This window comes from Rathayibacter sp. AY1D1 (assembly GCF_002932635.1).
Lineage (GTDB): Bacteria > Actinomycetota > Actinomycetes > Actinomycetales > Microbacteriaceae > Rathayibacter.
In genome coordinates this window covers 1-25880 of record NZ_PSVY01000015.1, presented here as the reverse complement: position 1 = coordinate 25880, position 25880 = coordinate 1, and the positions used below count along the sequence as shown (strand labels likewise).

Sequence of the window (25880 nt, the reverse complement as noted above, 5' to 3'; positions counted from 1 at the left end):
CTGCCTGCCGTAGTTTTGGGTACACGGGACCGCCCTGCAGGGGGACGTCCCGCTCCCCTCTCCCCCGGTAGGGACCGCGATCGGCCGCCGATCTCCTCCCCTCCCTGCAGCGCCTCGAGCGCCGCGTCGTCCGCCTCGAAGGAGCCGACCATGAAGAGATACACCCCCGCCCCTGTGGAACTCGGAGCCGGCTTCGGCACCGGTGCGATCGGCGACTACGAGCGCTGGCGCGTCGTCGGCGTCTACGCCCAGGTCGTCATCGCCGAGACCACCGGCGGCAAGCGCCGCAACTACAGCCGTTCCTTCGTCACGTACCGCCTGGCGCAGGAGGCGGAGCTGCTCCGCGCCTCCTAGGCCCTCCGTACTCCACGAGCGCGCGTCCTCCCACTGGAGGGCGCGCGCTTCTGCGTTCCCGCTCGACGTCGTCGCTCCCGCCCGCGGTTCGGCAGGGCGCCCCCTCGAGGCCGGGAGAGGCGCTCGGAGGCGCGTACAGGCCGTCAGAGCCGCTCCTCCTCCCGGGTGGCTCCTCGACGCCACGCCGGGCCCTGGACGCCGCGGAGCCGTCCGCCCGCACCCGACAGCGGCCACCCTCCCGGACGACCGCCGCGCCTCGCTGCGTCCGCACGACCGGCGCGTCTCCTGCTCTCCGCTCCGGGAACGGCGGAGGGGCCCGGTCCGAAGACCGAGCCCCTCAGGGATGCGGCAGGAGCCGCGTCACCGCGTCGTCAGTTCAGCGAACCCTCGACGGTCTCCTCGAAGGAGGTGGTGTTGCCCGTGCCGTACTTGTAGATCGAGACCGAGGCCTCGCTGGTGTCGCCGTTCTCGTCGAACGAGATCGGGCCGGAGAGGCCGTCGTAGTCGACGTCCTCGCCGTCGGCGATGAGCTTCGCGCAGTCGGCGAAGGTCGTGCACTTGGTGCCGCCCTCCGAGACCGACATGAGGTTGTCGCGGATGGTCGCACCGTCCGTCGCCTTGCCCTGGAGCGCGGCGAGAGCGGTCAGGACCGTGGCGTCGTACGACTCCGGCGCATAGCTGAACACGGTCAGCGCGTCGTTGCCCTGCGACTCGACGAGCGACTGCAGCTTGCCCTGGAAGTCCTCGGACGCCTGGACGCCCGGGTTGGTGAACTGGGCGCCGGCGATGTCGACGTTGGTGTCGGACTCGCCGATGACGCCGTAGTTGCCGTCCGTGCCGTAGAGCTTCGAGAAGTCGAAGCCCTTGGCCGAGAGCTGCTCCGCGATGGTCTTGATCTCGTCGAACGAGATGACGACCAGCGCGTCGGGGTTCGGGGCGAGGACCGAGGTCAGCGCCGAGTTGAAGTCGGTCGAGGCCGGCTCGAAGATCTCCTCGGCCGCGACGGATGCTCCGCCCGCCTCGAGGGTCTCCTTGATGTTCTTCTCGAGGCCGGTGCCGTACGCGTCGTTCATGTACAGGATCGAGACGTTGGTCTTGCCGTCGCCGAGGATCTTGTTGCCGAGGATTCGGCCCTGGAGCACGTCCGAGGGAGCGGTGCGCCAGTAGTAGCCGTCGTCGTCGTAGGTCGTGAAGTCCGGCGAGGTGTTGGCCGGCGAGATCTGGACGACGCCCGCCTGGGTCACCTGGTCGATGAAGGTCTTCGAGACGCCCGAGGACGCCGCGCCGATGATGGCGGAGACGTTGTCGGCGATGAGGGACGTGGCCGACTGCGTCGCGATGTCGGTCGTGGTGTCGCCCGAGTCCTTCTGCTCCACGTCGATCGTGATGCCGGCCTTGGCGTCGTTGATGTCGACGACCGCCTGGTCGACGCCCGCGATCTCGGGCGGGCCGAGGACGGCGAGGGTGCCGGTCTGCGGGAGGATCGTGCCGATCTTGAGGGACAGGTCGCCCGAGCCGCTGTCGCCGCTCGATCCGCTGTCGCCGCCGCCGGCGCAGCCGGCGAGGACGAGAGCGCTGGCGCCCAGAATGGCGACGCCGCCGAGGGTTGCCCGGAGGGACCGCGCGCGGGCCGAGCCGGCCTTCGCGTAAACGCCCATGTTGCTCCTTGAGAGGTGTGTGTCAGTGGGAGCGGCGCCGGTGGCAACCGCTCGGCCAACCTAACCTTCGAAGCAGCCGTGAACAATACAGGGGTGTTACCAATACGTTTCGCGACCGGATCGTTACCATTCCGCTGTCGCGCCGCGCCAGGACGACGCGTTCCGCAGATCAGACGGAGGATCGGCGCCGTCTGCGCTCCGCGGCGACGAGGTCGCCTGAGAAGATCGCCAGGGCGGCCCACACCAGCGCGAAGCCGATCCAGCGCTCGAGCGGCATCTCCTCGTGCAGGACGAAGGCCCCGACGAGGAACTGCAGGAACGGCGTCAGGTACTGCACGAAGCCGACGATCGACAGCGGGAGGCGCCGGGCGGCGCCCGCGAACAGGAGCAGCGGGACGGCCGTGACGATCCCGGCCGAGGCGAGGATGAGGGCGTGCCCCGTCCCCTCCGTCGTCAGGGTCAGCCCCACCGTGGAGCCGACGACCGCCAGCTGCACCACGGCGAGCGGCGTCAGCCAGAGCGTCTCGAGCGTCAGCCCGCCGACCGCGTCCACCGTGCCGCCGACGCGGCTCTTCACCAGGCCGTAGAGGCCGAACGAGAAGGCGAGGGCGAGCGAGATCCACGGGAAGGATCCGTAGCCCACCGCGATGACCAGCACCGCGACCGCGCTGACGCCCATCGCGGCCCACTGCAGGGGCCGGAGGCGCTCGCGCAGCACCAGGACGCCCAGCAGCACCGTGACCAGCGGGTTCATGAAGTAGCCCAGGGCCGCCTCGATGACGTGGCCCGTGGTCGTGGCGATCACGTAGACCTGCCAGTTGACGTAGATGAGCACGCCCGCGATCGCCATCACGCCGAGCAGGCGGGGGCGGCGCAGCAGCGCGCCGAAGGAGCGCCAGCCGCGGAGGACCGTGAGCAGGATCACGCAGAAGACGAGCGAGAAGAGCACCCGGAACGCGACGATCTCGAACGGCGAGGCCGGCGCCATCGCGATGAAGTAGAGGGGCATCGCACCCCAGAGCAGGTAGGCCGAGAACGCGAACAGCAGCCCCGTGCCGGACATCCCGCCCGGGCGTCCCGCCGCTCCGAGCGCCTCCACTCCTTCGCCGACGGGCACGTCCGAAGGGGACGGCGAGACGGACTCGGCAGGGGTGCGGGAGCTGGTCACTCCCCCGATGCTACGCAGCCGCGGGGTGGGGAGACGGCCCCGTAGCGGGCGGATCAGGCCACTGGCCGCGAAGAGGACCGGGAACGACGGAAGGGCCCGCCGACCGAGGTCGACGGGCCCTTCCGAGGGATGCTGCCTAGCGGACGACGACCGCGAGGACGTCGCGAGCGGAGAGGACCAGCAGGTCCTCGCCACCGAACTTGACCTCGGTTCCGCCGTACTTGGAGTAGATCACCTTGTCGCCGACGGCGACGTCGAGCGGCACGCGGTTGCCGTTGTCGTCGATGCGACCGGGTCCGACGGCGACGACCTCGCCCTCCTGCGGCTTCTCCTTGGCGGTATCGGGGATGACGAGACCGGAAGCGGTCACCTGCTCCGCCTCGACCTGCTTGATGACGATGCGATCTTCGAGCGGCTTGATGGACACCGACACGGTTGACCTCTTTCTTGACGACGATGTGGGCGGAACGCGGTTCTGGCACACACGCTCCGAGAGTGCTAGATCCATCGTAGGGGCTCCGCTGGCACTCGTGCAATCAGAGTGCCAAGTGGGGCGGCGGACCCGCCGGGAGGCCGTGGCCTACCATGGCCGGATGCGACGCGACGAGCTGGTCGAGCTCCTCTCCCCCGAGGGCCTCCGGCTCCTCGACTCCCTCGACGGCTACCGGTCCGACGACCTGGTGCGGGCCGTGGCACGCCTCCGGGCCGCCGGCCACTCCCCCGTCCTCGTCGCCGCGGTGCTCACCCAGGCGAGGCTCCGGCAGAAGGCGGAGGCGAAGTTCGGCGAGTTCGCCCGCTCGATGCTCTTCACGGACGCGGGACTCGAGCAGGCGACGCGGCTGCGCGTCGCCGCCCTGCACGCCGGCCGGTTCGCCGCGGCGGGAGCGGCGCGCGTCGCCGACCTCGGCAGCGGGATCGGCGGCGACGCCCTCGCGATGGCCGCGATCGACCTGGCGGTCACCGCCGTCGAGGCCGACGAGGTCACCGCGACCCTGGCCAGCTTCAACCTCGCCCCGTTCCCCGCGGCGAGCGCCGTGCACTCGACGGCCGAGGCCTTCGACCTCGACGGCTTCGACGCCGTCTACCTGGACCCGGCACGCCGCACGGCCGGCCACCGCGAGACCCGCCGGCTCGACGATCCGGACGACTACTCCCCCTCGCTCGACTTCGCGTTCGGCCTGGCCGAGCACCGTCCCGTGGGCGTGAAGGTGGGTCCCGGCTTCGACCGCGAGCGCCTGCCGCGGGACGCCGAGGCGCAGTGGGTCTCGGTCGACGGGGAGCTGGTCGAGACCGGGCTCTGGTTCGGTTCTCTGGCGCGCCCGGGCGTGCGCCGCTCCGCTCTGCTGCTCGGCGCGACCGGCTCCTCCGAGCTCACCGCGGCGGGCGACAGCGAGGACGAGGAGGTCGGCCCCCTCGGCGCGTTCGTGCACGAGCCGGACGGTTCCGCAATCCGCGCGCGCCTTCTAGGCGAGCTCGCGCGCTCCAGCGACTCGCGGATGCTCTCGCCCGGCATCGCCTACCTGACCGGCGACCATGCGGCCGCCTCGCCCTTCCTCCGCAGCTTCCGAGTCCTCGCCGAGCTGCCGCTGGACGAGCGCACGCTGGCGAAAGAGCTGCGCACCCGCGGCATCGGCGTGCTCGAGATCAAGAAGCGCGGGGTGGACGTCGACCCCGCCCGCTTCCGCAAGCGGCTGGGCCTCTCCGGCACCGGCAGCGCGGTGCTGATCCTGACGCGGATCGCCGGGCGCCACCGCGCGCTGCTCGCGGAGCGCGTCGAGCGGCCCGCGCCGGCTCAGTAGCCGGAGGTGCCGGCGGCGAGGGCGACCACGACGAAGACGAGGAAGACCGCCAGGTAGATCAGCGAGACGGCGATGCCGGCGAACCCGGTGATGATCGCGGTCAGCGCGAAGCCGCGCGCGGCCGGCTCGCGCCGGCGTCCGAGGAAGCCGAGCACGACGGCCGGAGCCGACAGCAAAAAGCCGAAACCGGCGGCGAAGAGCGTGATGACCAGGCCGACGATGCCGAGGATCATCCCGACGAGGCTCAGCGTGCGGGGGACGACGGGCGCCGGAGCGGCCGCGTAGGCGGCGGGGTGGCCGGGCGCCGAGGGGTACGCGGGCGCCGAGGGGTACGCGGGCGGCGGCGGCGGCGACCCGTAGGCCGGCGGTGCGGAGTCGGCGAGCGGCACCGACGGCTGCGACGCGGCCGAGGGCGGAGCGGGCGGGGCCGGGGGGACGGGCGGGGCCGGCGGGACCGGGACGGAGCCGTGCTGCTCGTCGGAGCCGGGGCCGGGACGGGTGCTGTCGTCGCTCATAGCGCGAGTCTAGCCAGCACCCGGGCGGCGGCGGAGGGGTTCCGTCCGCTCACGCGGGCAGGTAGCCGCCGTCGCGCAGGTCGCCGACGAAGGCCGTCCAGGCGAGGTAGGCGATCACCGCGAGGACGATCGCGAGGTAGCCCAGCACGAAGCCGGCGACCGCGAGACCGCGGCCGCGCTGTCCGGAGCGTCGGGCCTGGGCGAAGCCGATGTGGCCGAGGACGATGGCGGCGGGCGCCAGCCCCAGCAGTCCGCACACCAGAGCCGCGACCGCGAGCGGATTCATCGGCGGGCGGCGGGGCGGGAGACCGGGGTAGGGATCGGCGGCGGCCGTCGGCGGCGGGTAGGCCGCCGACGGCTCGCCGAGCGGAGGGGCGAACGGCGCGGGCGCCGGTCCGGTCTGCGGTCCGGGCGCGGTGTCGTCGGTCACGGTGTCCTCCTGGTGGTGCGGGCGCCCCCGAGCCTCGGAGGCGTGTCGATCAGTACCCGGTCGAGGGCATGGTCGCCGCGATCGAGAAGAGCGCGACGAACGAGATGATGGTGATGATGATCGCGACGAAGCCGATGATGACGGCGGCGAGGGCGAGGCCGCGGCCCTTCTCCCCCGTGCGCTTGATCTGCGACAGGGCGATGAAGCCCAGCACGATGCCCACGATGGAGACGAAGAACGAGGCGATGAAGCCGATGATCGCCAGGATGTTGTAGCGGTCGGACGCGGGCGTGTACGGAGTGGTCATGGAATCCCCCAGGGTCAGGAACGAGCGGATGCGGCCAAGAGTGGCAGTGGCACGATCCGCCTGTCAAAAAGCTGGACGGCGCTTGCGCGGCCCGGCCGCCGCCCGGTAAAGGCCTCAGCGGACCTGGATCTCGGTGACCGGGAGGGTCGAGTCGGCCCCGAAGCCGAGCCCCGACGGCGGATGCCCCGCCTCGATCAGCTGCGCCGCCAGTGCGGCGATCATCGCGCCGTTGTCGGTGCAGAGCGAGAGCGCCGGGATCCGGAGGGTCACTCCCGCGGCCGCGCACCGCTCCTCCGCCAGCGCGCGCACCCGGGCGTTGGCGACCACGCCGCCGCCGAGCAGGAGGCGCGGCACGCCCCGGTCGCGGCAGGCGGCGAGCGCCTTCGTGAGCAGGACGTCGGCGACCGCCTCGCGGAAGCTCGCCGCGACGTCGGACACGGGCACCTCCTCCCCCGCGTCCTGGCGCTTCTCGACCCAGCGGGCGACCGCGGTCTTCAGCCCTGAGAACGAGAAGTCGTAGCGGTGGCGCTCGAGGTCCTTCGGCAGGCTGAGCCCGCGGGGGAAGCGGATCGCCTTCGGGTCCCCGTCCGCCGCCACCCGGTCGATCTGCGGTCCGCCGGGATAGGGCAGGCCCAGGACGCGCGCCACCTTGTCGAAGGCCTCGCCGGCGGCGTCGTCGATGGTCTCGCCGAGCAGCTCGACATCCGACACCAGATCGCGCACGTGCAGGAGCGAGGTGTGCCCGCCCGAGACCAGCAGCGCGATCGTCGGCAGCTCGACGGGGCTGCCCTCGCTGCCGTCGGCCCGGAGGACGTCGGCTCCCACGTGGCCGACGAGGTGGTTCACGGCGTAGAGCGGCAGGCCGAGCGAGACGGCGAGCGCCTTCGCCGCTCCGACGCCGACCATGAGGGCGCCCGAGAGCCCCGGTCCGCTGGTGACCGCGATCGCGTCCAGGTCGCCGAGCGCGACACCGGCCTCGGAGAGCGCCGCGTGCAGGGCGGGCTCGAGCGCCTCCAGGTGCGCCCGGGCGGCCACCTCGGGCACGACGCCGCCGTAGCGGGCGTGCTCCTCCATCGAGGAGGCGATGGTGTTCGAGAGCAGCGTCGTGCCGCGGACGATGCCGATCCCCGTCTCGTCGCAGCTGGTCTCGATGCCGAGGACGAGGGGTCCGGTGCTCACGGGGTCTCCTGGGTCGGGGTCGGCGGCAGGCGCATCACGATCGCGTCCACTCCGTCGGGCTGGTAGTAGGCGGGGCGGACGCCGATCTCCTCGAAGCCCTCCGAGCGGTAGAGGGTCTGCGCGGCGGGGTTGTCGGCGCGGACCTCGAGGAAGACCTCGCGGGCGCCGCGCTCGCGGGCCGCCTCGAGGAGCGCGCGCAGCAGTCGGCGGCCGAGGCCGGTGCGGCGGACCCGGGCGACGACCGCGATCGTCTGCACGTCGCCCTCGTGGGCGCCGACGGGGCAGAGGAGCCCGGCGTAGCCGACCACCTCGCCGTCCTGCTCGGCGACCAGGTACCGGGTGTGACGGCTCCGGATCTCCTCCGCCATCATCCCGCGCGACCAGGCGTCGCCGGCGAACTCGGACTCCTCGATCGCCATGACGGCGTCGAGGTCGTCCGCCTGCGCGTCGCGGAGCATGGCCTCGCTCATGCGGTCACCCGCTTGGGGCCGGCCGACAGCGTGACGTCGGGCGAGCGGAGGTAGAGGGGCTCGTCCGCGGCACCGGGCCGACCGGCCGCGCGCAGGCGGGCGGCCACGACTCCGAGCTCGCCGGCGGAGACCGACTCGGCCTCCAGGCGCGGGAGCTCCGGATGCGGGAGGGCCGGCGGCTTGTCCAGGCCCGGGCCGGCGAGGCGGACGGGGAGTCCCTGATCGTCGAGCCCGTCGTAGGCGCTCCAGTACAGCTCGCGACGACGGGCGTCGGTGACGACGAGGAAGCCGGCGGCGCGCCCGTGCCGCAGCGCGGCGAGCGCGATCGCGTCGTGCGAGACCACGGGGAGGGTGGGGACGCCGCGGCCGAGCGCGAAAGCCCGGGCGGCGGCGATCCCGACCCGGAGGCCGGTGAAGGGGCCGGGGCCCATGCCCACGGCGACCGCCTCGATGCCCCCGGGAGCCACGTCCGCCGCCTCGAGCGCCTCCTGGATCAGCCGGCCGACCACCTCCGCGTGGCGCATGGTGTCGGTCTCGGTGCGCTCCGAGCGCACGGCGCCCGCGGAGTCGACGACGGCGACGGAGGTTCCGGAGGAGGTGTCGATCGCGAGGAGCACGCGTCCAGGGTACCCGCGGGCTCAGCTCCAGCCGGTGCCGCGGAAGCGGACGGTCCGCGGCTCGATCGGCTCCTCGCCCTCCTCGGCGTCGGAGCCGGCGGTCGGCCGCTCGATGACCACGTCGAGCCAGGACTCCGCGACGCCGTCCAGCATCCCGGCCCCCCACTCCACGACGATCACCGAGCGCGCCGGATCGAGGTCGAGGTCGTCGAGCTCGACCGGCGAGCCCACGCGGTAGGCGTCGACGTGCACGAGCGGCGGCCCGTCGTGCAGCGGCGGATGCGTCCGCGCGATCACGAAGGTGGGGCTCGTCACGGGACCCCGCACGTCGAGGCCCTCGCCGAGCCCGCGCGTGAAGGTCGTCTTGCCCGCGCCGAGCGGCCCGGTCAGCACCAGCAGGTCGCCGGCGCGCAGCACTCGGCCGAGCTCGCGGCCGAGCTCCGCCATGGCCTCCGGATCGGCGACCTCGACGACACGGTCCGCGAACCAGGAGCGCTCAGGCACGGCCGTCCGCCGCGCTCAGCAGCCGCCGCTGGACCCGCGGCCCGAGCCGGGTGACCAGCTCGTAGTTGATGGTGCCGCACCACCGCGCCCACTCGTCTACCGAGGGGACGCCGGTCGTCGGGTCGCCCCAGAGCGTCACCGGGTCGCCCGTCGCGACGCTCGCATCCCCCACGTCGACGACGAACTGGTCCATCGCGACCCGCCCGGCGATCCGGTGGCGGCGGCCGCCGATCGAGACCTCCGCGACGCCGGAGGCGCTCCGCGGGATGCCGTCCGCGTAGCCGAACGGCACGAGCGCGAGGGTCGTCCCGCCCTCGGCCCGCCAGGTGTAGTCGTAGCTCACGCCGGTCCCGTGGGGCACCCGGCGGACGCCGGCGACGCGGCCCTGCAGCGTCATCGCCGGGACGAGCCCGAGCTGGAGCGAGGTCTCGTCCTCGAACGGCGAGAGTCCGTAGAGGGCGATGCCGCTGCGCACCATGTCGAGGCGGGCCTCCGGGAGGCGCAGCGCCGCCGCCGTCGCCGCGAGGTGCAGGACCGGCGCCTGCACCCCGTGCGCCGCCAGCACGGCCTCGGCGCGGCGGAGGAGCGCGAGCTGGGCGAGGTCGTCCTCGCGCGAGGTGTTGGACAGGTGCGAGAACAGCCCGGTGAGGTGGACGGTGCCGCGAGCGCTGTGACGGGCGAGCGCCTCCGCCAGGTGCGGCCACTCCTCCTCCGCGGCGCCGTTGCGACTGAGGCCCGTGTCGACCTTGAGCTGCACGGCCGCGCGCACGCCGCGGTCCTCCGCCGACTGCGCGAGCGTGTCGAGCTGGTCGACGGAGGAGACGGCGACGTCGATCGAGTGCTCGAGCGCCGCGTCGAAGTCCTCGCCGGGGTCGTGCAGCCAGCAGAGGATCGGAGCGACGACGCCTGCCTCGCGCAGGGCCACGGCCTCCCGCAGCTCCGCGGTGCCGAGGGCGTCCGCGCCGCCGTCGAGCGCCGCCTGCGCCGCGGCCAGGGCGCCGTGCCCGTAGCCGTTGGCCTTGACGACGGCCATGAGCCGTCGGGCACCGGTGAGCTCGCGCAGACGCGCGGCGTTCGCCGCCATCGCGTCGACGTCGATCACCGCCTCGCGGTACGACGCGGGGACGCTCACGACTCGGCCACCACGAACGCGCAGGCCACGCCCGCGTCGTGCGTCATCGAGAGGTGCACGCGCGTGATCCCCCGCGCCTCCGCGGCCGCCCGGGCCGGGCCGTGCAGCGCGAAGGACGGATTCCCGTGCTCGTCCCGCACGACGACCATGTCGTGCCAGCGGGCGCCCACGGAGTCGCCGAGCGCCTTGATCAGCGCCTCCTTGGCGGCGAAGCGGCCCGCCAGCGAGGCGACGGGGAGCGAGCGTTCGCTCTCGGCGAACAGCCGGTCGCGGAGCCGGGGCGTGCGCGTCAGCGAGCGCTCGAAGCGCGCGAGGTCCACGACGTCCACCCCGATCCCCACGATCACGGCTCGATCACTCGACCGTGACCGACTTGGCGAGATTGCGCGGCTGGTCGACGTCGAGGCCCTTGGCGGCGGCGAGCTCCATTGCGAACATCTGCAGCGGGGTGACGGCGAGCAGCGGCTCGAACAGCGGGTCGGCGAGCGGGATCGGCACGACCTCGTCGGCGATCTGGATCGCGGCCGTGTCGCCCTGCTCCGCGATCGCGATGACGCGGGCGCCGCGGGCCTTGATCTCCTGGATGTTCGAGATCACCTTGCGTTGCAGCTCGTACGACTCGCTCGGGCTCGGCACGATCACGAAGACGACCTGGCCAGGCTCGATCAGTGCGATCGGGCCGTGCTTGAGCTCGCCCGCCGCGAAGCCCTCGGCGTGGATGTAGGCGAGCTCCTTGAGCTTCAGCGCGCCCTCGAGCGCCACCGGGTAGCCGACGTGGCGGCCGAGGAACAGCACCGCACGGGTGTCGGCCATCCAGCCGGCCAGCTGGGCGATGTCGTCGGAGGCGTCGAGCACGCGGGAGAGCTTCTCCGGGATCGCGGCGAGCTGAGCCGCCTGCGAGGCGACGAGCTCGGTGGAGGCGGCACCGCGCACCGCGGCCAGGTGCAGCCCGAAGAGGTAGAGCGCCGCGATCTGGGCGACGAAGGCCTTGGTCGAGGCGACCGCCACCTCCGGGCCCGCGTGCGTGTAGAGCACGGCGTCCGACTCGCGCGGGATCGTCGCGCCCTGGGTGTTGCAGACCGAGAGCGTCTTGGCGCCGTGCTCGCGGGCGTACTTGACCGCCATCAGCGTGTCCATCGTCTCGCCGGACTGGCTGATCGAGACGACGAGGGTGCGCGGGGTGAGCACCGGGTCGCGGTAGCGGAACTCGTGGCTGAGCTCGACCTCGACGGGGACGCGCGCCCACTTCTCGATCGCGTACTTGGCGACCATGCCCGAGTAGGCGGCCGTGCCGCAGGCGATGATCGTGATGCGGTCGATCTCCGTCAGCACCGGGCCGAGCGCGTCGAGCTCCGGCAGCGTGATCGCGCCCTCGTGGATGCGGCCGCGGAGCGTGTTCGCGACGGCCTCGGGGCCCTCGGTGATCTCCTTCGCCATGAAGCTCGACCAGCCGCCCTTCTCGGACGCCGACGCGTCCCAGGCGATCTCGAACGGCTCGGTCTCGACGGGGTTGCCGAAGAAGTCGGTCACCGTGACGAGCTCCGGGGTGATCGTGACGATCTGGTCCTGGCCGATGGCGACCGCGCGGCGGGTGAACTCGACGAACGCCGCGACGTCGGAGCCGAGGAAGTTCTCCCCGTCGCCCAGGCCGATCACGAGCGGCGAGTTGCGGCGCGCGCCGACGACCACGCCGGGCTGGTCCTGGTGCAGGGCGAGCAGGGTGAACGCGCCCTCGAGGTGCGCGACGACGGCCTGGAAGGCGAGCACGAGGTCGCCGGTGCGGCGGTACTCGCGGGCGATCAGGTGCGCGGCGACCTCGGTGTCGGTCTCGCTCTCGAAGACGGCGCCCTCGGCGAGCAGCTGCTCCTTGAGCGGCTGGAAGTTCTCGATGATGCCGTTGTGGATGACGGCGAGCCTGCCCTCGTCCGCGAGGTGGGGGTGGGCGTTGCGGTCGGTCGGGCCGCCGTGCGTCGCCCAGCGGGTGTGGCCGATGCCCGTGGTGCCCTCGGCCAGCGGGTGCGCTTCGAGGTCGTCGACGAGGACGCTGAGCTTGCCCGAGCGCTTGCGGCTGTCGAGCTGCCCGTCGGCGTCGATCACGGCCACGCCGGCCGAGTCGTAGCCGCGGTACTCCAGACGCTTCAGGCCCCCGAGCAGCACGGCCAGGCTGTCGCGCTCACCGACGTATCCAACGATTCCACACATGCGCTCGATTCTAAGCGGCGCGGAGGCGCCTCCCGCGGCGTCGGGCACCCGGCGGGGCGGACGCTAGGATCGGTCCCCATGCCGTCGTCTCCTCGCGATCCCGCACGCGACGCGCACCCCTCCCCCTTCGTCGAGATCGTCCGCTCCGACTGGGCCGAGCTCGCCCGCACCACGGAGCTGCCGCTGTCGGAGACCGAGGTCGTGCAGCTGCGGGGGCTGGGCGACCGGCTGAGCCTCACCGAGGTCGCGGAGGTCTACCTGCCGCTCTCGCGCCTGCTGAGCCTGTACGCCGGTGGCGCGCGGCACCTGCACCGCGCGACGAGCACGTTCCTCGGGGAGCGCGCGCAGCCGACTCCGTTCGTGATCGGCGTCGCGGGGTCGGTCGCGGTGGGCAAGTCGACGATCGCGCGCCTGCTGCGGGAGCTGCTCGCCCGCTGGGAGGACACGCCCCGCGTCGAGCTGGTGACCACCGACGGCTTCCTGCTGCCCAACCGCGAGCTGGAGCGCCGCGGTCTGATGAGCCGCAAGGGCTTCCCCGAGTCGTACGACCGGCGGGCGCTGCTGCGCTTCGTCTCGGAGGTGAAGGGCGGGGCCGCGGAGGTGCGCGCGCCGTTCTACTCGCACCTCTCCTACGACATCGTCCCCGACGCCGAGATCGTCGTGCGGCGGCCGGACGTGCTGATCGTCGAGGGCCTGAACGTGCTGCAGCCGCCGGTGCCCGGTCACGGCCTGGCGGTCAGCGACCTGTTCGACTTCACCGTCTACGTCGACGCCCGGACCAGCGACATCGCGCGCTGGTACGAGGAGCGCTTCCTCACCCTGCAGCAGGGCGCGTTCGCGAATCCGAACTCCTACTTCCACCGCTACGCGGCGCTCAGTCCGGACGAGGCCCGTGAGCGCGCGCGGAGCATCTGGGCCGCGATCAACGAGCCGAACCTGCTGCAGAACGTGCGCCCCACCCGCTCCCGCGCAAGCCTGGTCCTCCGCAAGCAGGCCGATCACACGGTCTCCTCGGTCCTCCTCCGCAAGATCTGACCGCGCCCCCGGTCGCTGTTCGCCGCCGCGCGCACCGCGCAGCCACCGACCTCCTCGAACCCCTCCACCGCAGGATCGGTGCAGGCTCGGGACCACCCACGAGCCGTCGGCGGGAATCGCGTGCCAAGCGATTCACGCGCGGCGAACGCGACCCGCTCCACCCGTGCAACCACCTCGCGAAGCCGACCGCGAGGTGCCGCGCAAGGAGCGGCCCCGCAACAAGCACCGCCGCGTGCCAAGCGATTCCCACGCGGCGAACGCGCCCCGCTCCACCCATCGTGACCACCTCGCCAAGCCGACCGCGAGGAGCCGCGCAGGGAGCGGCCCAACCCACGAGCCGTCGTGGGAATCGCGTGCCAAGCGATTCACCCGCGGCGAACGCGCCCCGCTCCACCCATCGCAACCACCTCGCGAAGCCGACCGCGAGGGGCCGCGCAGGGAGCGGCCCCTCAACGAACACCGCCGTCGTGGGAATCGCGTGCCAAGCGATTCACCCGCGGCGAACGCGCCCCGCTCCACCCATCGCAACCACCTCGCCAAGCCGACCGCGAGGGGCCGCGCAGGGAGCGGCCCCGCAACGAACACAGCCGCGTGCCAAGCGATTCACCCGCGGCGAACGCCCCCCGCTCCACCCATCGCGACCACCTCTCCAGGCCGACCGCGAGGAGCCGCGCAGGGAGCGGCTCCTTAAGAACGCAGCCGCTCGAGCACGACCGCGGCGAGCGATTCGGCGAGGCGGTCGGCCGTCTCCTGCGTCTTCGCCTCGACCATGACGCGCACCATCGGCTCGGTGCCGGAGGGGCGCAGGAGCACGCGGCCGTCGCTGCCGAGCTCGGCGGTGGCGTCGGCGACGGCGGAGGCGATGACCTCGTCGTCGCGGACGCCCTCGCGGTCGACGCCGCGCACGTTGAGGAGGGTCTGCGGGAAGACGGACATGACTGCGGCCAGGTCGGCGATCGTGCGTCCGGTCCGGGCCATCTCGGCCGCGAGCTGGAGGCCGGTGAGCACCCCGTCGCCGGTGGTGGCGTAGCGGCTCATGATGACGTGGCCGGACTGCTCCCCGCCGAGCGAGTAGCCGCCGTCGTTCATCGCCTCGAGGACGTAGCGGTCGCCGACCGCGGTCTCGATGACGCGGATGCCGGCGGCGCGCATGGCGAGCTTGAGGCCGAGGTTGCTCATGACGGTGGCCACGAGGACGTCGTCGCGGAGGGCGCCGCGGCGGGCCATGGCTGTCGCGAGGATCGCCATGATCTGGTCGCCGTCGACGATGCGGCCCTCGGCGTCCACCGCGAGGCAGCGGTCGGCGTCGCCGTCGTGGGCGATGCCGATGTCGGCGCCGGCTGCGCGGACGGCGTCGGCGACGTTGTCGAGGTGGGTGGAGCCCACTCCGTCGTTGATGTTGAGGCCGTCGGGGTCGTTGCCGATGACGGTGACGGTCGCTCCGGCGTCGGTGAACACCTGGGGCGAGATACCGGCGGCGGCGCCGTGCGCGCAGTCGATGACCACGTGCAGGCCGTCGAGACGGGTGCCCTCGAGGGATCCGAGCAGGTGGAGGACGTAGCGGTCCTCCGCGTCGGAGAAGCGGGTGATGCGGCCGACGTCGGCTCCGGTCGGCGTGAGCGGGGGGACTCCGAGGGCCGCTTCGATGCGGTTCTCGAGCTCGTCCGGGAGCTTGCGTCCGCCGGCGGCGAAGAACTTGATGCCGTTGTCGGCGGCGGGGTTGTGCGAGGCCGAGATCATCACGCCGAAGTCGGCGTTCTCGTCGGCGATGAGGTAGGCGGTGGCGGGCGTCGGGATGACGCCGGCGTCGAGCACGTCGACTCCCGCGCTCGCGAGACCCGCCGCGACCGCGGCTCCGATGAACTGACCGGAGATGCGGGGGTCGCGGGCGAGCACGGCGACGGGCCGACGGCCCTCTGCCCGGGCGGCCGCTCCGAGTACACGGGCGGCCGCCTGGGCGAGGCCGAGAGCCAGGTCGGCCGTGACCTCGCGATTCGCGAGGCCACGGACGCCGTCTGTTCCGAACAGGCGCGGCATGGTGCGCAGTCCCTTCTCGAGCTGCTGGTCGTGCGGCCGTCAGGCCGCGTCGACTAGCGCTTCGAGAACTGGGACGCCTTGCGGGCCTTCTTGAGACCGGCCTTCTTGCGCTCGATGACGCGGGCGTCGCGGGTCAGGAAGCCCGCCTTCTTCAGGATCGCGCGGTTGTTCTCGCGGTCGATCTCGTTGAGTGCACGGGCGATGGCGAGGCGCAGCGCGCCGGCCTGACCGGAGGGGCCGCCGCCGGTGATCTTGGCGACCACGTCGTAGGAGCCGATCAGGTCGAGCACCTTGAAGGGGTCGGTGATCAGCTGCTGGTGCAGCTTGTTGGGGAAGTACTCCGCGAACTCGCGGGCGTTGACGGTCATGCCGCCGTTGCCGGGGACGAGGCGCACGCGGGCGATGGCCTGCTTGCGTCGGCCCACGGCTGCGCCGGAGACGTTGAGGACGGCGCGGGGCGTCGTGGACGCCTCGGTGGCCGGGCTTTCGGTGGAGTAGCTCTCGGGAGCCACGTCGATCTGGTCTGCGATCTTCGCCACGGTGTAGGTGATCCTTTGTCTTCGAAGTCTGGGGTGTCGGGGAGGGCCGGAGCCTACTGGGCGACCTGGGTGAAGGCGTACGCCTGCGGCTGCTGGGCCGCGTGGGGGTGCTCGGATCCCGTGTAGACCTTCAGCTTGCGCAGCTGGGCGCGGCCGAGGGAGTTCTTGGGGAGCATGCCGCGGATGGCCTTCTCGACGGCGCGGACCGGGTTCTTCTCGAGGAGCTCGGCGTACGTGGTGGCCGAGAGGCCGCCCGGGTAGCCGGAGTGGCGGTAGGCCTTCTTCTGAAGGAGCTTCTGGCCGGTGAGGGCGACCTTCTCCGCGTTGACGATGATGACGAAGTCGCCCATGTCCATGTGCGGCGCGAAGGTGGCCTTGTGCTTGCCGCGCAGGAGCGCCGCGGCGTGGGTGGCGAGACGGCCGAGCACGACGTCGGACGCGTCGATGACGATCCAGTCGTGCTGGACGTCAGCCGGCTTCGGAGAAAAAGTGCGAGTCACGTGAGTGCTGCTTTCTGGTCGGAGTGAGGTGTTCGTGGATCCCGCTCCGTGGCCGTTCGACCCGCGAGGGGGCCGAACCGATCCGGTGGAGGGCTCAACTTCGGGCGCTCGGCACACGGCCGAAAACACCAAGGGTCGACATTACAGCAAAGCCCCCGTGCGGCCAAGCACGGATCGTGGCGGCAGGGGCTCCGGCGGCGGGAGGTGCGACCCGAGCCGCCACGGGTCGCGGGGCGCGGTCGCGCGCCCTCGCCTCACTCCGAGTCCTCCGGGTCCGGCCCCTCGGTCCGCACGGTGCGCTTCGCCCGGGTGAGCAGGGCCCGCTCGGCGAGTGCGTCGTCCTCGGGGTAGTCGACCTCGCGGAGGATGAGGCCGCGGGCCGGCATCACCGCGAACGCGTTGGTCCGTCTGGCGGCGTCCCGGAGCAGCGGGACCGCCCCCGCCTCGAGCTTCCCGGCGCCGACCGCGACGCACGCCCCCACGAGGGCCCGCACCATGCTGTGGCAGAAGGCGTCCGCGCGCAGGTGGGCGTGCAGGACTCCGTCGGCGTCTCGCTCCCAGGTGAAGTCGAGCAGGCTCCGGATGGTGGTGGCCCCTGCGCGGGCACGGCAGAACGACGCGTAGTCGTGCAGGCCCAGGAGCGAGCGGGCCGCGGCCGACATCGCGTCGAGGTCGAGGGAGTCGGTGATCCAGGTGGTGTACGTGCGGTCGAGCGGGTGGCGCATCGAGGAGGCGTCGGCCAGCCGGTACTCGTACCGCCGCCAGCGCGCCGAGAACCGCGCGTCGAACCCCTCCGGCGCCTCCGTCACCCGGTGCACCGAGACGTCGGTGTACTGCCCGAGGATCCCGCGGAGCCGCCGCTCCAGGATCGACGCGGGCGGGAACGGCTCCTCCCCCGGTCGGCGCCGGCCGGTGCTGATGCGGCCCCACTGCTCGGGGGTGAGGTCGACGTGGGCGACCTGGGCGCTGGCGTGCACGCCGACGTCGGTGCGCCCGGCGACCGTCACGGTCGGGTGCTGCTCGGAGCGCAGCACCAGGGCGAGCGACTCCTCGAGCACCCCCTGCACGGTGCGGAGGCCGGGCTGCTTGGCCCACCCGGAGAAGTGCGAGCCGTCGTAGGCCAGGTCGAGGCGGACGCGGTGCATCAGACGAGTCTAGAGCGCGCCGTGGTCGCGGCTCAGGCGACCGCGAGCGGGACGTCGACGGCCGCCAGGGCCGAGACCGCCTAGCCGACCAGCGTCGACTGCTCGCCGACCGAGGAGACGATCCGCGCCTCCCAGCCGCCTGCGAGCACGGCCAGCTCGGAGGGAGCGGAGGCGATGCCCTGCACCCCGTAGGCGGCCGTGCCCAGCGAGACCGGCACGGCGCCGAGCGCCTCGCCCGCACCGGTGAAGGTCTCGACGAGGGGCCCGCGGTGCAGCGTCAGCACGACGACCGGGTCGCCGCCGTCGACGGCGTAGGAGCACGTGTCTCCCGCGGCGGTGATCGACACGGTGCCCGCCGTCGAGCCGGTCTCCTGCTCGACCAGGGAGGCGGGGAGAGCGGTCGCGCAGTCCACGCCCTCGCTCGGCGGCACGGAGGGCACGGAGGACACGGTCGGTGCGGCCGACGGCACGGGGGTCGTGCTCGCGAGACCCGCCGACTCCGGCACGTCGATCACCTCGCCGGAGGCGCAGCCGCTCACTCCGCCCGCGAGTGCCAGGGCGAGGAGCGCCGCAGCAGCCGAGGAGGGCAGTCGCACAGGAGTCCTCCGAGGATCGTCGGGGCGGACCCCGGGAGCGCCGGTCGTGACGCGGTCGCACCCGACGAGCGCAGCCGTGCCATCGTAAGCGACCATTCGCGCCACTCGGCCCCGTGGAACGACGAGAGCCCCCCGCCCCGGAGGGGACGGAGGGCTCTCGGGAGAGGGGGCGTGACTACTTGGTCGCGCCGGTCTCCTCGACAGGAGCGTCCTGCGCGGCGTCCTCGACGGGAGCGTCCTGCACGGGCGCCTCCTCGACGGGGGTCTCCTCGGCAGTGGTCTCCTCGGCGGGGGCGTCGTCCACCGGAGCGGACACGGGCGCCGTGGCGGTGCGCGACTTCTTCGCCTTGGGCGTGACGGGCTCGAGGACGAGCTCGATCACGGCCATGGGCGCGTTGTCTCCCTTGCGGGGGCCGATCTTGGTGATGCGGGTGTAGCCGCCCTCGCGCTCGGCGACGAGCGGAGCGATCTCGGTGAAGAGCTCGTGGACGACCGACTTGTCGCCGATCGTCGCGAGGACGCGACGGCGGGCGTGCAGATCGCCGCGCTTGGCGAAGGTCACCAGGCGCTCGGCGAGCGGACGAAGGCGCTTGGCCTTGGTCTCGGTCGTCTTGATGCTCTTGTGCGTGAACAGGGCCGCGGCCAGGTTCGCCAGCAGCAGGCGCTCGTGTGCGGGTCCGCCTCCGAGGCGGGGGCCCTTGGTGGGCTTGGGCATGGGTTTACTCCAGTACTAAAGGGGTGTCAGCAGGTCGGACGCGAGGAGCCGGGGCTCCGGAGCGGAGGACCTAGATGCTCTCGTCGTCGTAGCTGTAGAAGTGGGCGCCGTCGAACCCGGGGACCGAGTCCTTGAGCGACAGGCCGAGCTCCGTCAGCTTCTCCTTGACCTCATCCACCGACTTCTGACCGAAGTTGCGGATGTTCATGAGCTGCGTCTCCGAGAGGGCGACGAGCTCATTGACGTTGTTGATGCCCTCGCGCTTGAGGCAGTTGTAGCTGCGCACCGAGAGGTCGAGGTCCTCGATGGGCATGGACAGCTCGGTCGAGAGGACCGCGTCGACCGGCGCGGGGCCGATCTCGATGCCCTCGGCCGCGTTGTTCAGCTCGCGGGCGAGACCGAACAGCTCGGTCAGCGTGCGTCCGGCGGAGGCGATGGCGTCGCGCGGCGAGATCGCCGCCTTCGTCTCCACGTCCACGACCAGGCGGTCGAAGTCGGTGCGCTCGCCGGCACGGGTGGCCTCGACGCGGTAGGTGACCTTCAGCACGGGCGAGTAGATCGAGTCGACCGGGATCTGGCCGGCCTCGGAGAACTCGCTGCGGTTCTGGGTCGCCGAGACGTAGCCGCGGCCGCGCTCGATCGTGAGCTCGAGCTCGAACTTCGCCTTGTCGTTCAGCGTGGCGATGACGAGCTCCGGGTTGTGGATCTCGACACCGGCCGGAGCCGAGATGTCCGCGGCGGTGACCTGGCCGGCTCCCTGCTTGCGCAGGTAGGCGGTGATCGGCTCGTCGTGCTCGGAGGAGACGACGAGTCCCTTGATGTTCAGGATGATCTCGGTGACGTCCTCGCGGACGCCCGGGACGGTCGTGAACTCGTGCAGGACTCCGTCGATCCGGATGCTGGTGACAGCAGCGCCGGGGATGGAGGACAGCAGGGTGCGACGCAGCGAGTTGCCGAGCGTGTAGCCGAAGCCGGGCTCGAGGGGCTCGATGACGAAGCGGGAACGGAACTCCGAGATGTTCTCCTCGGTGAGCGTCGGACGCTGTGCGATAAGCACTGATGATTCCTTTCGATCACGTGTCCGCTATATGACACGTGCGTTTGCGAGGTGTGGAGTTGTGAAAGAAATGCGCGATCCGCCGGTCGGCCGCACTCCCCGCCCGGAGGCGGTTCGTGCGGCCGACCGACGGCTGCGAGTGCTGCTTAGACGCGACGACGCTTGGGCGGGCGGCAGCCGTTGTGCGCCTGCGGGGTGACGTCGTTGATCGAGCCGACCTCGAGGCCTGCGGCCTGGAGCGAGCGGATCGCGGTCTCACGACCCGAGCCGGGGCCCTTCACGAAGACGTCCACCTTCTTCATGCCGTGCTCCTGAGCCTGGCGCGCGGCCGACTCGGCGGCGAGCTGGGCGGCGAACGGCGTCGACTTGCGCGAGCCCTTGAAGCCGACTCCGCCGGACGAGGCCCAGCTGATGACGGCCCCGGAGGGGTCGGTGATCGAGACGATGGTGTTGTTGAACGTCGACTTGATGTGGGCCTGGCCCACAGCGATGTTCTTCTTCTCCTTGCGGCGCGGCTTGCGCGCGGCCGACTTGGGGGTAGCCAATTCTGTATCTCCTCTAGGTCCGTGTCGCCCGCGTTACTTGCGGCCGGCCTTCTTCTTGCCGGCGACGGTGCGCTTGGGTCCCTTGCGGGTGCGCGCGTTCGTCTTGGTGCGCTGTCCACGGACCGGGAGGCCGCGACGGTGGCGGAGGCCCTCGTACGAGCCGATCTCGACCTTGCGGCGGATGTCGGCGGCGACCTCGCGGCGGAGGTCGCCCTCCACCTTGTAGTTGCCCTCGATGTAGTCGCGGAGCGAGACGAGCTGGTCGTCGCTGAGGTCCTTGACGCGGATGTTGCCGTCGATCCCGGTGTCGCTCAGGGTCTTGAGCGCGCGAGTGCGGCCGACACCGTAGATGTAGGTCAGTGCGACCTCCACGCGCTTCTCGCGCGGGATGTCTACTCCTGCCAGACGTGCCATTGTGGCTTCTCCTGTGAGTGAGTGGAGGTGTGAAGCAGCACCGGTGCCTCGGCCTCCGACCGAAGGTGTCCTCGCCGTCCACCCCGGGGTCGCCGGGGTGCTGCGCGATTTCTGGTGCTGCGGGTGTGTTCAGTTGTGCAGTGGGGGCGGCACGCCGCCCCTGCGCTCCCTCGCGGAAGCAGCGGGACTAGCCCTGGCGCTGCTTGTGGCGGGGGTTGCTGCTGCAGATGACCATCACGTTGCCGTGGCGGCGGATGATCTTGCAGTGGTCGCAGATGCGCTTGACGCTGGGGTTGACCTTCATTGTTCTTGTCCTTGTTTTCGCTGGCGTCGTGCTCCCGGCGGATGCCGGGGCCGTTCCTTACAGGACACGCACGTCGCGAACGTCAGCGGAGCGAACGCCTACTTGTAGCGGTAGACGATCCGGCCGCGGGTCAGGTCGTAGGGGCTCAGCTCCACGATCACCCGGTCCTCGGGGAGGATCCGGATGTAGTGCTGACGCATCTTGCCCGAGATATGGGCGAGAACTTTGTGTCCGTTGGTCAGCTCCACGCGGAACATCGCGTTGGGGAGCGCCTCGACAACCGCACCTTCGATTTCGATGACACCGTCTTTTTTGGCCATAGCCTCACTGTCGTTCGGAAGTAGTGTGTGTACTGGTCGTGCGAATGTTTCCGCGACGAGCCACCACCGGGCGAGAGCCCGGATCGGGGTTCGCGGGCATGCCGGAGCACGCGCAAAACACCAAGGGTCGATGCTACGCGAATCGCGGCCGTCCCGCCACCTCGGGCGTGTCGCCCCCTCCTCCGCCTCCGCGCCCGACGCGCGCCCCCTGCCGGGCCCCGCGTCCGCCGCCGCCTAGGCTGGCTCCGTCGAGCCGGAGGGAGAGCACATGGCGCGCACGACGAGGTCCGCGACCGCGAGGCGGAGCTGGTACTCGCACCCGGTGGTGACGATCCTGGCGGCCATCGCGGTCATCGCCCTGGTGCAGACCTTCTTCGTGAAGGTGTACACGGTGCCGACCGGCTCGATGGAGAACACCCTCCAGGGCGGCGGGTTCTTCGGCGACCGCATCCTGGTCGACCGCACCCTCGCCCTCCAGGGCGGGCCGGAGGAGGGGCAGATCGTCGTCTTCTCGCGCGACGCCGACTGGGGCGCGAGCGACGAGGCCGGCAGCCCCCTCTCCGAGATCGTGAAGACCTTCGGCGACGTCACCAGCATCGGCCCCTCGCACGAGGAGTTCCTCGTCAAGAGGCTGATCGCCGAGGGGGGCCACACCGTCTCCTGCTGCGACGCCGAGGGGCACGTGCTGGTCGACGGGAAGCCGCTGGACGAGTCCTACGTGTTCGAGGACTTCCCCTTCACCGCCGGGACCCTCGACTGCACGACGAGCCCCGCGTCCCTCCGCTGCTTCGACGAGTACACCGTCCCCGAGGGCTCCCTCTTCGTCCTGGGCGACCACCGGTCGAACTCCAACGACTCGCTCGGCGAGTGCCGCGGCGCCGGCGGGCCGATCGACACGTGCGTGAAGACCGTGCCGATCGACAGGGTCACCGGACGCGTCTTCGCCGTGGCCTGGCCGCTCACCCGCTGGCGGCTGTTCTAGCGCTCCACCCGAGCCGCCGCAGACGACGAGGTCCCCCGCCGGAAGCAGGGGACCTCGTCGTCGTTCACCGCCGTGCGGCCACGGGACTAGCCGCGGACGACCGCCACGACCCGGTCGAAGAGCGGGTGCTCGGGCGTGAGGCCGGTGATCTCCGCCACGAACTCCTCCGGGCTGAGCGCGGTCAGCTTCTCGTGGAGCTCCACGCTCTGGGGGTCCTCGGGCACGTCGAAGCGGAGCGCGGCGCCGATCGCGGCGAGCAGTCCCTCCGGCGTGCGCCCGCGCTCGGCGAGCTCGGCCGCCGGTCCGATGAAGCGCTCGTGCCGCGACAGCTTCCGCAGCGGCTGGCGTCCCACCCGGTCGACCGTGTCGGTCAGGTACGGATTCGCGAAGCGCTTCAGCGTCTTCTCGAGGTAGGCCTGCTGCTCCTCGTCGCTGAAGCCGTGCTTGGCCACGATGAGCGCCTTGGTGTCCTCGAGCGCTGCCTTGACCGCGTCGTGCACCTCGGGCATCGCCAGCGCGTCGGAGAGCTTGTGCGCTCCGGCCGCGAAGCCGGTGTAGGCGGCCGTCGCGTGGCCGGTGTTCACCGTGAAGAGCTTCCGCTCGATGAAGGGCTCGAGGTCGTCGACCCAGGTCGCGCCCGGGATCTCCGGCTCGGCGCCCTCGAACGGAGTGCGGTCGACGACCCACTCGAAGAAGCTCTCCACTGTCACGTCCAGGCCCTGGCCCGGGTCCTGGTTCGGGACGATGCGGTCCACCGCGGTGTCGGCGAAGACGGCGCGGGTGCGCAGGCGCTCCCACTCGTCCGCGCCGAGGTTCGCGGCGACCTCGGTCTGCAGGAGGCGCGTGGCGTTGATCGCGTTCTCGCAGGCCATGACCGCCAGCCGCGGCGCCGACTCGTCGCGGGCGGCGAGGCCCTTCGCGATCACGGGGGCGACGAAGCGCAGGATGTTCGGGCCGACGGCCGTGGTGACGATGTCGGCGGCGGCGATCTCGCGGACGAGAGCCTCCTCGTCGGCGGCCGAGTCGATCGCCCGGAAGCGGTCGACGACGTGCGTGGCCGCCTCCTCCCCCACCTCGTGCACCTCGTAGCTGTCGGCAGCGCCGAGGCGGCCGATCAGCTCGGAGTTGACGTCGGCGAAGACGAGCTCGTAGCCGGCGCCGTGCAGGATCAGGCCGACGAAGCCGCGGCCGATGTTGCCGGCGCCGAAGTGGACGGCGGTGGGCATCAGGAGTTGACCTCGCCCAGCAGACTGTAGAGCGACTGCGCGTCCGGGGCGTCGAGGAGCTTCTGCACCTCGTCCTCCTCCGAGAAGATGATCGCGATCTTGGAGAGGATCTCGAGGTGCTCGTTGTCGACGCCGGCGATGCCGACGACGAAGCGCACCTCGTTGCCGTCCCAGTCGATCGGCTGCGCATAGCGCACGAACGAGAGGGCGGAGGAGCGGATCTCGTCCTTCGCGTCGTTGGTGCCGTGCGGGATGGCGAGCAGGTTGCCCATGTAGGTCGAGACGGTCGCCTCGCGGGCGAGCATGGCCTCGTAGTAGGCGGGGGTGACCGCGCCGACGCCGACCAGCATGTCGGCGGCCTCCTTGATGGCGGCCTCCTTCGTGGTGGCGGTGCCGGAGGCGTCGATCTGTCCGATGGTGAGCACGTCGCTCATGGGGTGCGTCCTTCCGTGGAGGTGCTGACAGCGAGGGAACCCGCAGGGGCGAGCGGAGCGTGTCCGCCCTGTCGCACCCTACGGGTTCCCTCCGAATGGTTGGCGTACTACTTGCGGTGCTGCTCCGCGACCAGCGAGACGACCTCGTCGTACTTCGGGCTGTTCATGAAGTTGTCCACGGAGACGTGGATCGCGCCCGGGGTGCGCTGGCGGGCGCGCTCCGTGAGCTCGGCCTGGGTGATGACCAGGTCCACGTCGTCCTCGAGAGCGGCGATCGCCTTGTTGGTGACCGTGACGTCCTCGAAGCCCGCCTTCTTCATCTTGTTCCGCAGCACCGAGGCGCCCATCGCGGACGAGCCCATGCCGGCGTCGCAGGCGAAGACGATGTTCCGGACCTGGGTCGCGGTGGCCGTGGCCCCCGCGGTCGAGGCGCCGGCCGAGTCCTGCGGAGCGTTGGCGCCGCGGGCGTTGATGAGCGAGCCGACGGCGCTCTCCTTGCCCTTGTTCGCCTCGTTGGCGGCGACGGCGGCGGCGAGCTTGTCGTCGCCCTCCTGCTCCGCGGCCAGGTCGCGCTTGCGGCCGGACCGGATGATGACCGAGGCCACCAGGAACGACACGGCGGTCGCGAGGATCACCGAGAGGATGACGCCGAGGAAGCTGTCGTTCGCGGTCTGCAGGAGCACCGCGATGATCGAGCCGGGCGAGGCGGGGGCGCGGAGGCCGGAGTTGAACGCGACGTTCGTCGCGACACCGGTCGCACCGCCGAGGATGACGGCCGCGAGCAGCGCCGGCTTCATCAGCACGTACGGGAAGTAGATCTCGTGGATGCCGCCGATGAAGTGGATGATCGCCGCGCCGGGAGCGGAGGCGCGGGCCGCGCCGACGCCGAAGAACGCGAAGGCCAGGAGCACGCCCATGCCGGGGCCGGGGTTGGCCTCGAGGAGGAAGAGGTAGGACTTGCCCGCCTCCTCCGCCTGCTGGACGCCCAGCGGCGTGAGGATGCCGTGGTTGATGGCGTTGTTCAGGAAGAGGATCTTCGCCGGCTCGATGAAGAGCGAGGTCAGCGGGAGCAGGCCCGCGTTGACCAGGAACTCCACGCCCGCACCGAGGGCGGTCGAGAGGCCGACCACGAGCGGCGCGACGCCCGCGAAGGCGAGGAGCGCGAGGAGGAGGCCGAGGATTCCGGCGGAGAAGTTGTTGACCAGCATCTCGAAGCCGGGCTTGATCTTGCCGTCCCAGATCGAGTCGACCTTCTTCATGAGCCACGCCGACAGCGGGCCCATGATCATGGCGCCGATGAACATCGGGATGCCGGCGCCGACGATGACGCCCATGGTCGCGATGGTGCCGACCACGCCTCCGCGGGCGCCGTAGACCATGCGGCCGCCGGTGTTCGCGATGAGGAGCGGGAGGAGGTAGGTGATCATCGGGGCGACGAGGCCGGTGTTGACGACGTCGGGATCCGTGCTCCAGCCGCCGAACTGCTGGACCCAGGTGGCGTCGATGCCGAGGAGGGGGAGCCATCCGGTCTGGATGAAGAGGGCCGTGATGAAGCCCCAGGCGATGAAGGCCGCGATGTTCGGCATGACCATTCCCGAGAGGAAGGTGCCGAAGCGCTGGACGTGGACGCGCGCTCCACCGCGCGTCGACGTCGCTGACGTCGTTGTCATGTGGTGTGTTCTCCGATTTCTAGGGG

Annotated in this window: 31 protein-coding genes; 4 read left to right on the top strand and 27 right to left on the bottom strand. The window is 71.6% G+C overall.

What is annotated here, in order from left to right; translation table 11 throughout:
• Positions 1–150 precede the first annotated feature (150 nt).
• The gene (locus C5C56_RS10845) at positions 151–354 is read left to right on the top strand and encodes a hypothetical protein (protein ID WP_146076626.1); all 204 of its coding nucleotides are present in this window, start codon (positions 151–153) and stop codon (positions 352–354) included.
• A gap of 371 nt (positions 355–725) precedes the next feature.
• Here C5C56_RS10845 and C5C56_RS10840 read toward each other — a convergent pair whose 3' ends face one another.
• From C5C56_RS10840 to groES, 3 genes are all read right to left on the bottom strand, one after another.
• Positions 726–2012, bottom strand: coding sequence for an ABC transporter substrate-binding protein (locus tag C5C56_RS10840; protein ID WP_104234163.1), 1287 nt, complete (start codon positions 2010–2012; stop codon positions 726–728).
• Positions 2013–2181: 169 nt separating this feature from the next.
• Positions 2182–3075 (bottom strand): EamA family transporter RarD, encoded by an 894-nt coding sequence (gene rarD, locus C5C56_RS10835; protein WP_104224726.1) that lies wholly within the window; start codon positions 3073–3075, stop codon positions 2182–2184.
• Positions 3076–3316: 241 nt separating this feature from the next.
• Positions 3317–3613 carry a co-chaperone GroES gene (gene groES / locus C5C56_RS10830; RefSeq protein WP_097167691.1) on the bottom strand — a complete coding sequence of 99 codons (297 nt, stop codon included), beginning with the start codon at positions 3611–3613 and terminating at the stop codon, positions 3317–3319.
• A 160-nt stretch (positions 3614–3773) separates the two neighbouring features.
• Between groES and C5C56_RS10825 the strand changes: the two genes are divergently transcribed.
• Positions 3774–4979, top strand: a complete 1206-nt coding sequence (locus C5C56_RS10825) for an SAM-dependent methyltransferase (RefSeq protein WP_104263473.1) — start codon at positions 3774–3776, stop codon at positions 4977–4979.
• Here C5C56_RS10825 and C5C56_RS10820 read toward each other — a convergent pair.
• The 10 genes from C5C56_RS10820 to glmS form a co-directional block, all read right to left on the bottom strand.
• Positions 4973–5494 (bottom strand): DUF4190 domain-containing protein, encoded by a 522-nt coding sequence (locus tag C5C56_RS10820; RefSeq protein WP_258065662.1) that lies wholly within the window; start codon positions 5492–5494, stop codon positions 4973–4975. The two genes, C5C56_RS10825 and C5C56_RS10820, sit on opposite strands and share 7 nt — an antisense overlap.
• Before the next feature lie 49 nt (positions 5495–5543).
• On the bottom strand, positions 5544–5924 hold the full coding sequence (locus C5C56_RS10815) for a DUF4190 domain-containing protein (RefSeq protein ID WP_104234159.1): 381 nt from the start codon (positions 5922–5924) through the stop codon (positions 5544–5546).
• Between the two features lie 49 nt (positions 5925–5973).
• A complete protein-coding gene (locus tag C5C56_RS10810) occupies positions 5974–6231 on the bottom strand; it encodes a DUF4190 domain-containing protein (protein ID WP_104225014.1) in 258 nt (85 codons plus the stop codon).
• Positions 6232–6345: 114 nt separating this feature from the next.
• Positions 6346–7410, bottom strand: a complete 1065-nt coding sequence (tsaD, locus tag C5C56_RS10805) for a tRNA (adenosine(37)-N6)-threonylcarbamoyltransferase complex transferase subunit TsaD (protein ID WP_104263586.1) — start codon at positions 7408–7410, stop codon at positions 6346–6348.
• The gene (gene rimI, locus C5C56_RS10800) at positions 7407–7880 is read right to left on the bottom strand and encodes a ribosomal protein S18-alanine N-acetyltransferase (protein WP_104319581.1); all 474 of its coding nucleotides are present in this window, start codon (positions 7878–7880) and stop codon (positions 7407–7409) included. Before rimI ends, tsaD begins: the two co-directional genes overlap by 4 nt.
• The gene (gene tsaB / locus C5C56_RS10795; RefSeq protein ID WP_104225011.1) at positions 7877–8497 is read right to left on the bottom strand and encodes a tRNA (adenosine(37)-N6)-threonylcarbamoyltransferase complex dimerization subunit type 1 TsaB; all 621 of its coding nucleotides are present in this window, start codon (positions 8495–8497) and stop codon (positions 7877–7879) included. The genes rimI and tsaB overlap by 4 nt, the downstream gene beginning before the upstream one ends.
• A gap of 21 nt (positions 8498–8518) precedes the next feature.
• Positions 8519–8944 (bottom strand): tRNA (adenosine(37)-N6)-threonylcarbamoyltransferase complex ATPase subunit type 1 TsaE, encoded by a 426-nt coding sequence (gene tsaE / locus C5C56_RS10790; RefSeq protein ID WP_104227417.1) that lies wholly within the window; start codon positions 8942–8944, stop codon positions 8519–8521.
• A gap of 49 nt (positions 8945–8993) precedes the next feature.
• Positions 8994–10133, bottom strand: coding sequence for an alanine racemase (alr, locus tag C5C56_RS10785; protein WP_104225010.1), 1140 nt, complete (start codon positions 10131–10133; stop codon positions 8994–8996).
• Complete coding sequence (locus C5C56_RS10780; protein ID WP_104319580.1) at positions 10130–10480, bottom strand: holo-ACP synthase; 351 nt, start codon at positions 10478–10480, stop codon at positions 10130–10132. Before C5C56_RS10780 ends, alr begins: the two co-directional genes overlap by 4 nt.
• Before the next feature lie 7 nt (positions 10481–10487).
• Positions 10488–12335: a glutamine--fructose-6-phosphate transaminase (isomerizing) gene (glmS, locus tag C5C56_RS10775; RefSeq protein ID WP_104227413.1), complete on the bottom strand. Its 1848-nt coding sequence runs from the start codon at positions 12333–12335 to the stop codon at positions 10488–10490.
• 78 nt (positions 12336–12413) lie between these two features.
• Here glmS and coaA point away from each other — a divergent pair, with 78 nt between their 5' ends.
• A complete protein-coding gene (coaA, locus tag C5C56_RS10770) occupies positions 12414–13370 on the top strand; it encodes a type I pantothenate kinase (protein ID WP_104234153.1) in 957 nt (318 codons plus the stop codon).
• Positions 13371–14057: 687 nt separating this feature from the next.
• Here coaA and glmM read toward each other — a convergent pair.
• The 11 genes from glmM to infA form a co-directional block, all read right to left on the bottom strand.
• Positions 14058–15407 carry a phosphoglucosamine mutase gene (glmM, locus tag C5C56_RS10765; RefSeq protein WP_104248196.1) on the bottom strand — a complete coding sequence of 450 codons (1350 nt, stop codon included), beginning with the start codon at positions 15405–15407 and terminating at the stop codon, positions 14058–14060.
• A 53-nt stretch (positions 15408–15460) separates the two neighbouring features.
• The gene (gene rpsI, locus C5C56_RS10760) at positions 15461–15946 is read right to left on the bottom strand and encodes a 30S ribosomal protein S9 (RefSeq protein WP_104225004.1); all 486 of its coding nucleotides are present in this window, start codon (positions 15944–15946) and stop codon (positions 15461–15463) included.
• A 53-nt stretch (positions 15947–15999) separates the two neighbouring features.
• On the bottom strand, positions 16000–16446 hold the full coding sequence (gene rplM / locus C5C56_RS10755) for a 50S ribosomal protein L13 (protein WP_104225003.1): 447 nt from the start codon (positions 16444–16446) through the stop codon (positions 16000–16002).
• Between the two features lie 254 nt (positions 16447–16700).
• A complete protein-coding gene (locus tag C5C56_RS10750; protein ID WP_104225002.1) occupies positions 16701–17591 on the bottom strand; it encodes a tRNA pseudouridine(38-40) synthase TruA in 891 nt (296 codons plus the stop codon).
• An 80-nt stretch (positions 17592–17671) separates the two neighbouring features.
• Positions 17672–18187, bottom strand: a complete 516-nt coding sequence (locus C5C56_RS10745) for a hypothetical protein (protein ID WP_104319579.1) — start codon at positions 18185–18187, stop codon at positions 17672–17674.
• Positions 18188–18362: 175 nt separating this feature from the next.
• A complete protein-coding gene (rplQ, locus tag C5C56_RS10740; RefSeq protein WP_104319578.1) occupies positions 18363–18902 on the bottom strand; it encodes a 50S ribosomal protein L17 in 540 nt (179 codons plus the stop codon).
• A gap of 70 nt (positions 18903–18972) precedes the next feature.
• The gene (locus tag C5C56_RS10735) at positions 18973–19959 is read right to left on the bottom strand and encodes a DNA-directed RNA polymerase subunit alpha (RefSeq protein WP_104224999.1); all 987 of its coding nucleotides are present in this window, start codon (positions 19957–19959) and stop codon (positions 18973–18975) included.
• A gap of 146 nt (positions 19960–20105) precedes the next feature.
• Positions 20106–20504 (bottom strand): 30S ribosomal protein S11, encoded by a 399-nt coding sequence (gene rpsK / locus C5C56_RS10730; RefSeq protein WP_055787170.1) that lies wholly within the window; start codon positions 20502–20504, stop codon positions 20106–20108.
• A 33-nt stretch (positions 20505–20537) separates the two neighbouring features.
• Positions 20538–20918 carry a 30S ribosomal protein S13 gene (gene rpsM, locus C5C56_RS10725; protein ID WP_068251511.1) on the bottom strand — a complete coding sequence of 127 codons (381 nt, stop codon included), beginning with the start codon at positions 20916–20918 and terminating at the stop codon, positions 20538–20540.
• A 187-nt stretch (positions 20919–21105) separates the two neighbouring features.
• The gene (gene rpmJ / locus C5C56_RS10720; RefSeq protein WP_055787164.1) at positions 21106–21222 is read right to left on the bottom strand and encodes a 50S ribosomal protein L36; all 117 of its coding nucleotides are present in this window, start codon (positions 21220–21222) and stop codon (positions 21106–21108) included.
• 98 nt (positions 21223–21320) lie between these two features.
• Positions 21321–21542, bottom strand: coding sequence for a translation initiation factor IF-1 (infA, locus tag C5C56_RS10715; protein WP_022883252.1), 222 nt, complete (start codon positions 21540–21542; stop codon positions 21321–21323).
• Positions 21543–21810: 268 nt separating this feature from the next.
• Between infA and lepB the strand changes: the two genes are divergently transcribed.
• The gene (lepB, locus tag C5C56_RS10710) at positions 21811–22524 is read left to right on the top strand and encodes a signal peptidase I (protein ID WP_104269409.1); all 714 of its coding nucleotides are present in this window, start codon (positions 21811–21813) and stop codon (positions 22522–22524) included.
• Between the two features lie 86 nt (positions 22525–22610).
• Here lepB and C5C56_RS10705 read toward each other — a convergent pair whose 3' ends face one another.
• The 3 genes from C5C56_RS10705 to C5C56_RS10695 all read right to left on the bottom strand — a co-directional run bounded on the left by C5C56_RS10705 (position 22611) and on the right by C5C56_RS10695 (position 25854).
• Positions 22611–23750 (bottom strand): mannitol-1-phosphate 5-dehydrogenase, encoded by a 1140-nt coding sequence (locus C5C56_RS10705; RefSeq protein WP_104319577.1) that lies wholly within the window; start codon positions 23748–23750, stop codon positions 22611–22613.
• On the bottom strand, positions 23750–24184 hold the full coding sequence (locus C5C56_RS10700; protein ID WP_104224996.1) for a PTS sugar transporter subunit IIA: 435 nt from the start codon (positions 24182–24184) through the stop codon (positions 23750–23752). Before C5C56_RS10700 ends, C5C56_RS10705 begins: the two co-directional genes overlap by 1 nt.
• A 107-nt stretch (positions 24185–24291) precedes the next feature.
• Positions 24292–25854 (bottom strand): PTS mannitol transporter subunit IICB, encoded by a 1563-nt coding sequence (locus C5C56_RS10695; protein ID WP_104319576.1) that lies wholly within the window; start codon positions 25852–25854, stop codon positions 24292–24294.
• Positions 25855–25880 lie beyond the last annotated feature (26 nt).

Bases quoted from the DNA above. Each gene is read 5' to 3' on its own strand.
- C5C56_RS10845 (WP_146076626.1), top strand. From the start codon at position 151: ATGAAGAGATACACCCCCGCCCCTGTGGAACTCGGAGCCGGCTTCGGC.
- C5C56_RS10840 (WP_104234163.1), bottom strand. From the start codon at position 2,012: ATGGGCGTTTACGCGAAGGCCGGCTCGGCCCGCGCGCGGTCCCTCCGG.
- rarD (WP_104224726.1), bottom strand. From the start codon at position 3,075: ATGTCCGGCACGGGGCTGCTGTTCGCGTTCTCGGCCTACCTGCTCTGG.
- C5C56_RS10825 (WP_104263473.1), top strand. From the start codon at position 3,774: ATGCGACGCGACGAGCTGGTCGAGCTCCTCTCCCCCGAGGGCCTCCGG.
- C5C56_RS10820 (WP_258065662.1), bottom strand. From the start codon at position 5,494: ATGAGCGACGACAGCACCCGTCCCGGCCCCGGCTCCGACGAGCAGCAC.
- C5C56_RS10810 (WP_104225014.1), bottom strand. From the start codon at position 6,231: ATGACCACTCCGTACACGCCCGCGTCCGACCGCTACAACATCCTGGCG.
- rimI (WP_104319581.1), bottom strand. From the start codon at position 7,880: ATGAGCGAGGCCATGCTCCGCGACGCGCAGGCGGACGACCTCGACGCC.
- tsaE (WP_104227417.1), bottom strand. From the start codon at position 8,944: ATGGCGGAGCTCGGCCGCGAGCTCGGCCGAGTGCTGCGCGCCGGCGAC.
- glmS (WP_104227413.1), bottom strand. From the start codon at position 12,335: ATGTGTGGAATCGTTGGATACGTCGGTGAGCGCGACAGCCTGGCCGTG.
- coaA (WP_104234153.1), top strand. From the start codon at position 12,414: ATGCCGTCGTCTCCTCGCGATCCCGCACGCGACGCGCACCCCTCCCCC.
- glmM (WP_104248196.1), bottom strand. From the start codon at position 15,407: ATGCCGCGCCTGTTCGGAACAGACGGCGTCCGTGGCCTCGCGAATCGC.
- C5C56_RS10750 (WP_104225002.1), bottom strand. From the start codon at position 17,591: ATGCACCGCGTCCGCCTCGACCTGGCCTACGACGGCTCGCACTTCTCC.
- rplQ (WP_104319578.1), bottom strand. From the start codon at position 18,902: ATGCCCAAGCCCACCAAGGGCCCCCGCCTCGGAGGCGGACCCGCACAC.
- rpsM (WP_068251511.1), bottom strand. From the start codon at position 20,918: ATGGCACGTCTGGCAGGAGTAGACATCCCGCGCGAGAAGCGCGTGGAG.
- rpmJ (WP_055787164.1), bottom strand. From the start codon at position 21,222: ATGAAGGTCAACCCCAGCGTCAAGCGCATCTGCGACCACTGCAAGATC.
- infA (WP_022883252.1), bottom strand. From the start codon at position 21,542: ATGGCCAAAAAAGACGGTGTCATCGAAATCGAAGGTGCGGTTGTCGAG.
- lepB (WP_104269409.1), top strand. From the start codon at position 21,811: ATGGCGCGCACGACGAGGTCCGCGACCGCGAGGCGGAGCTGGTACTCG.
- C5C56_RS10705 (WP_104319577.1), bottom strand. From the start codon at position 23,750: ATGCCCACCGCCGTCCACTTCGGCGCCGGCAACATCGGCCGCGGCTTC.
- C5C56_RS10700 (WP_104224996.1), bottom strand. From the start codon at position 24,184: ATGAGCGACGTGCTCACCATCGGACAGATCGACGCCTCCGGCACCGCC.
- C5C56_RS10695 (WP_104319576.1), bottom strand. From the start codon at position 25,854: ATGACAACGACGTCAGCGACGTCGACGCGCGGTGGAGCGCGCGTCCAC.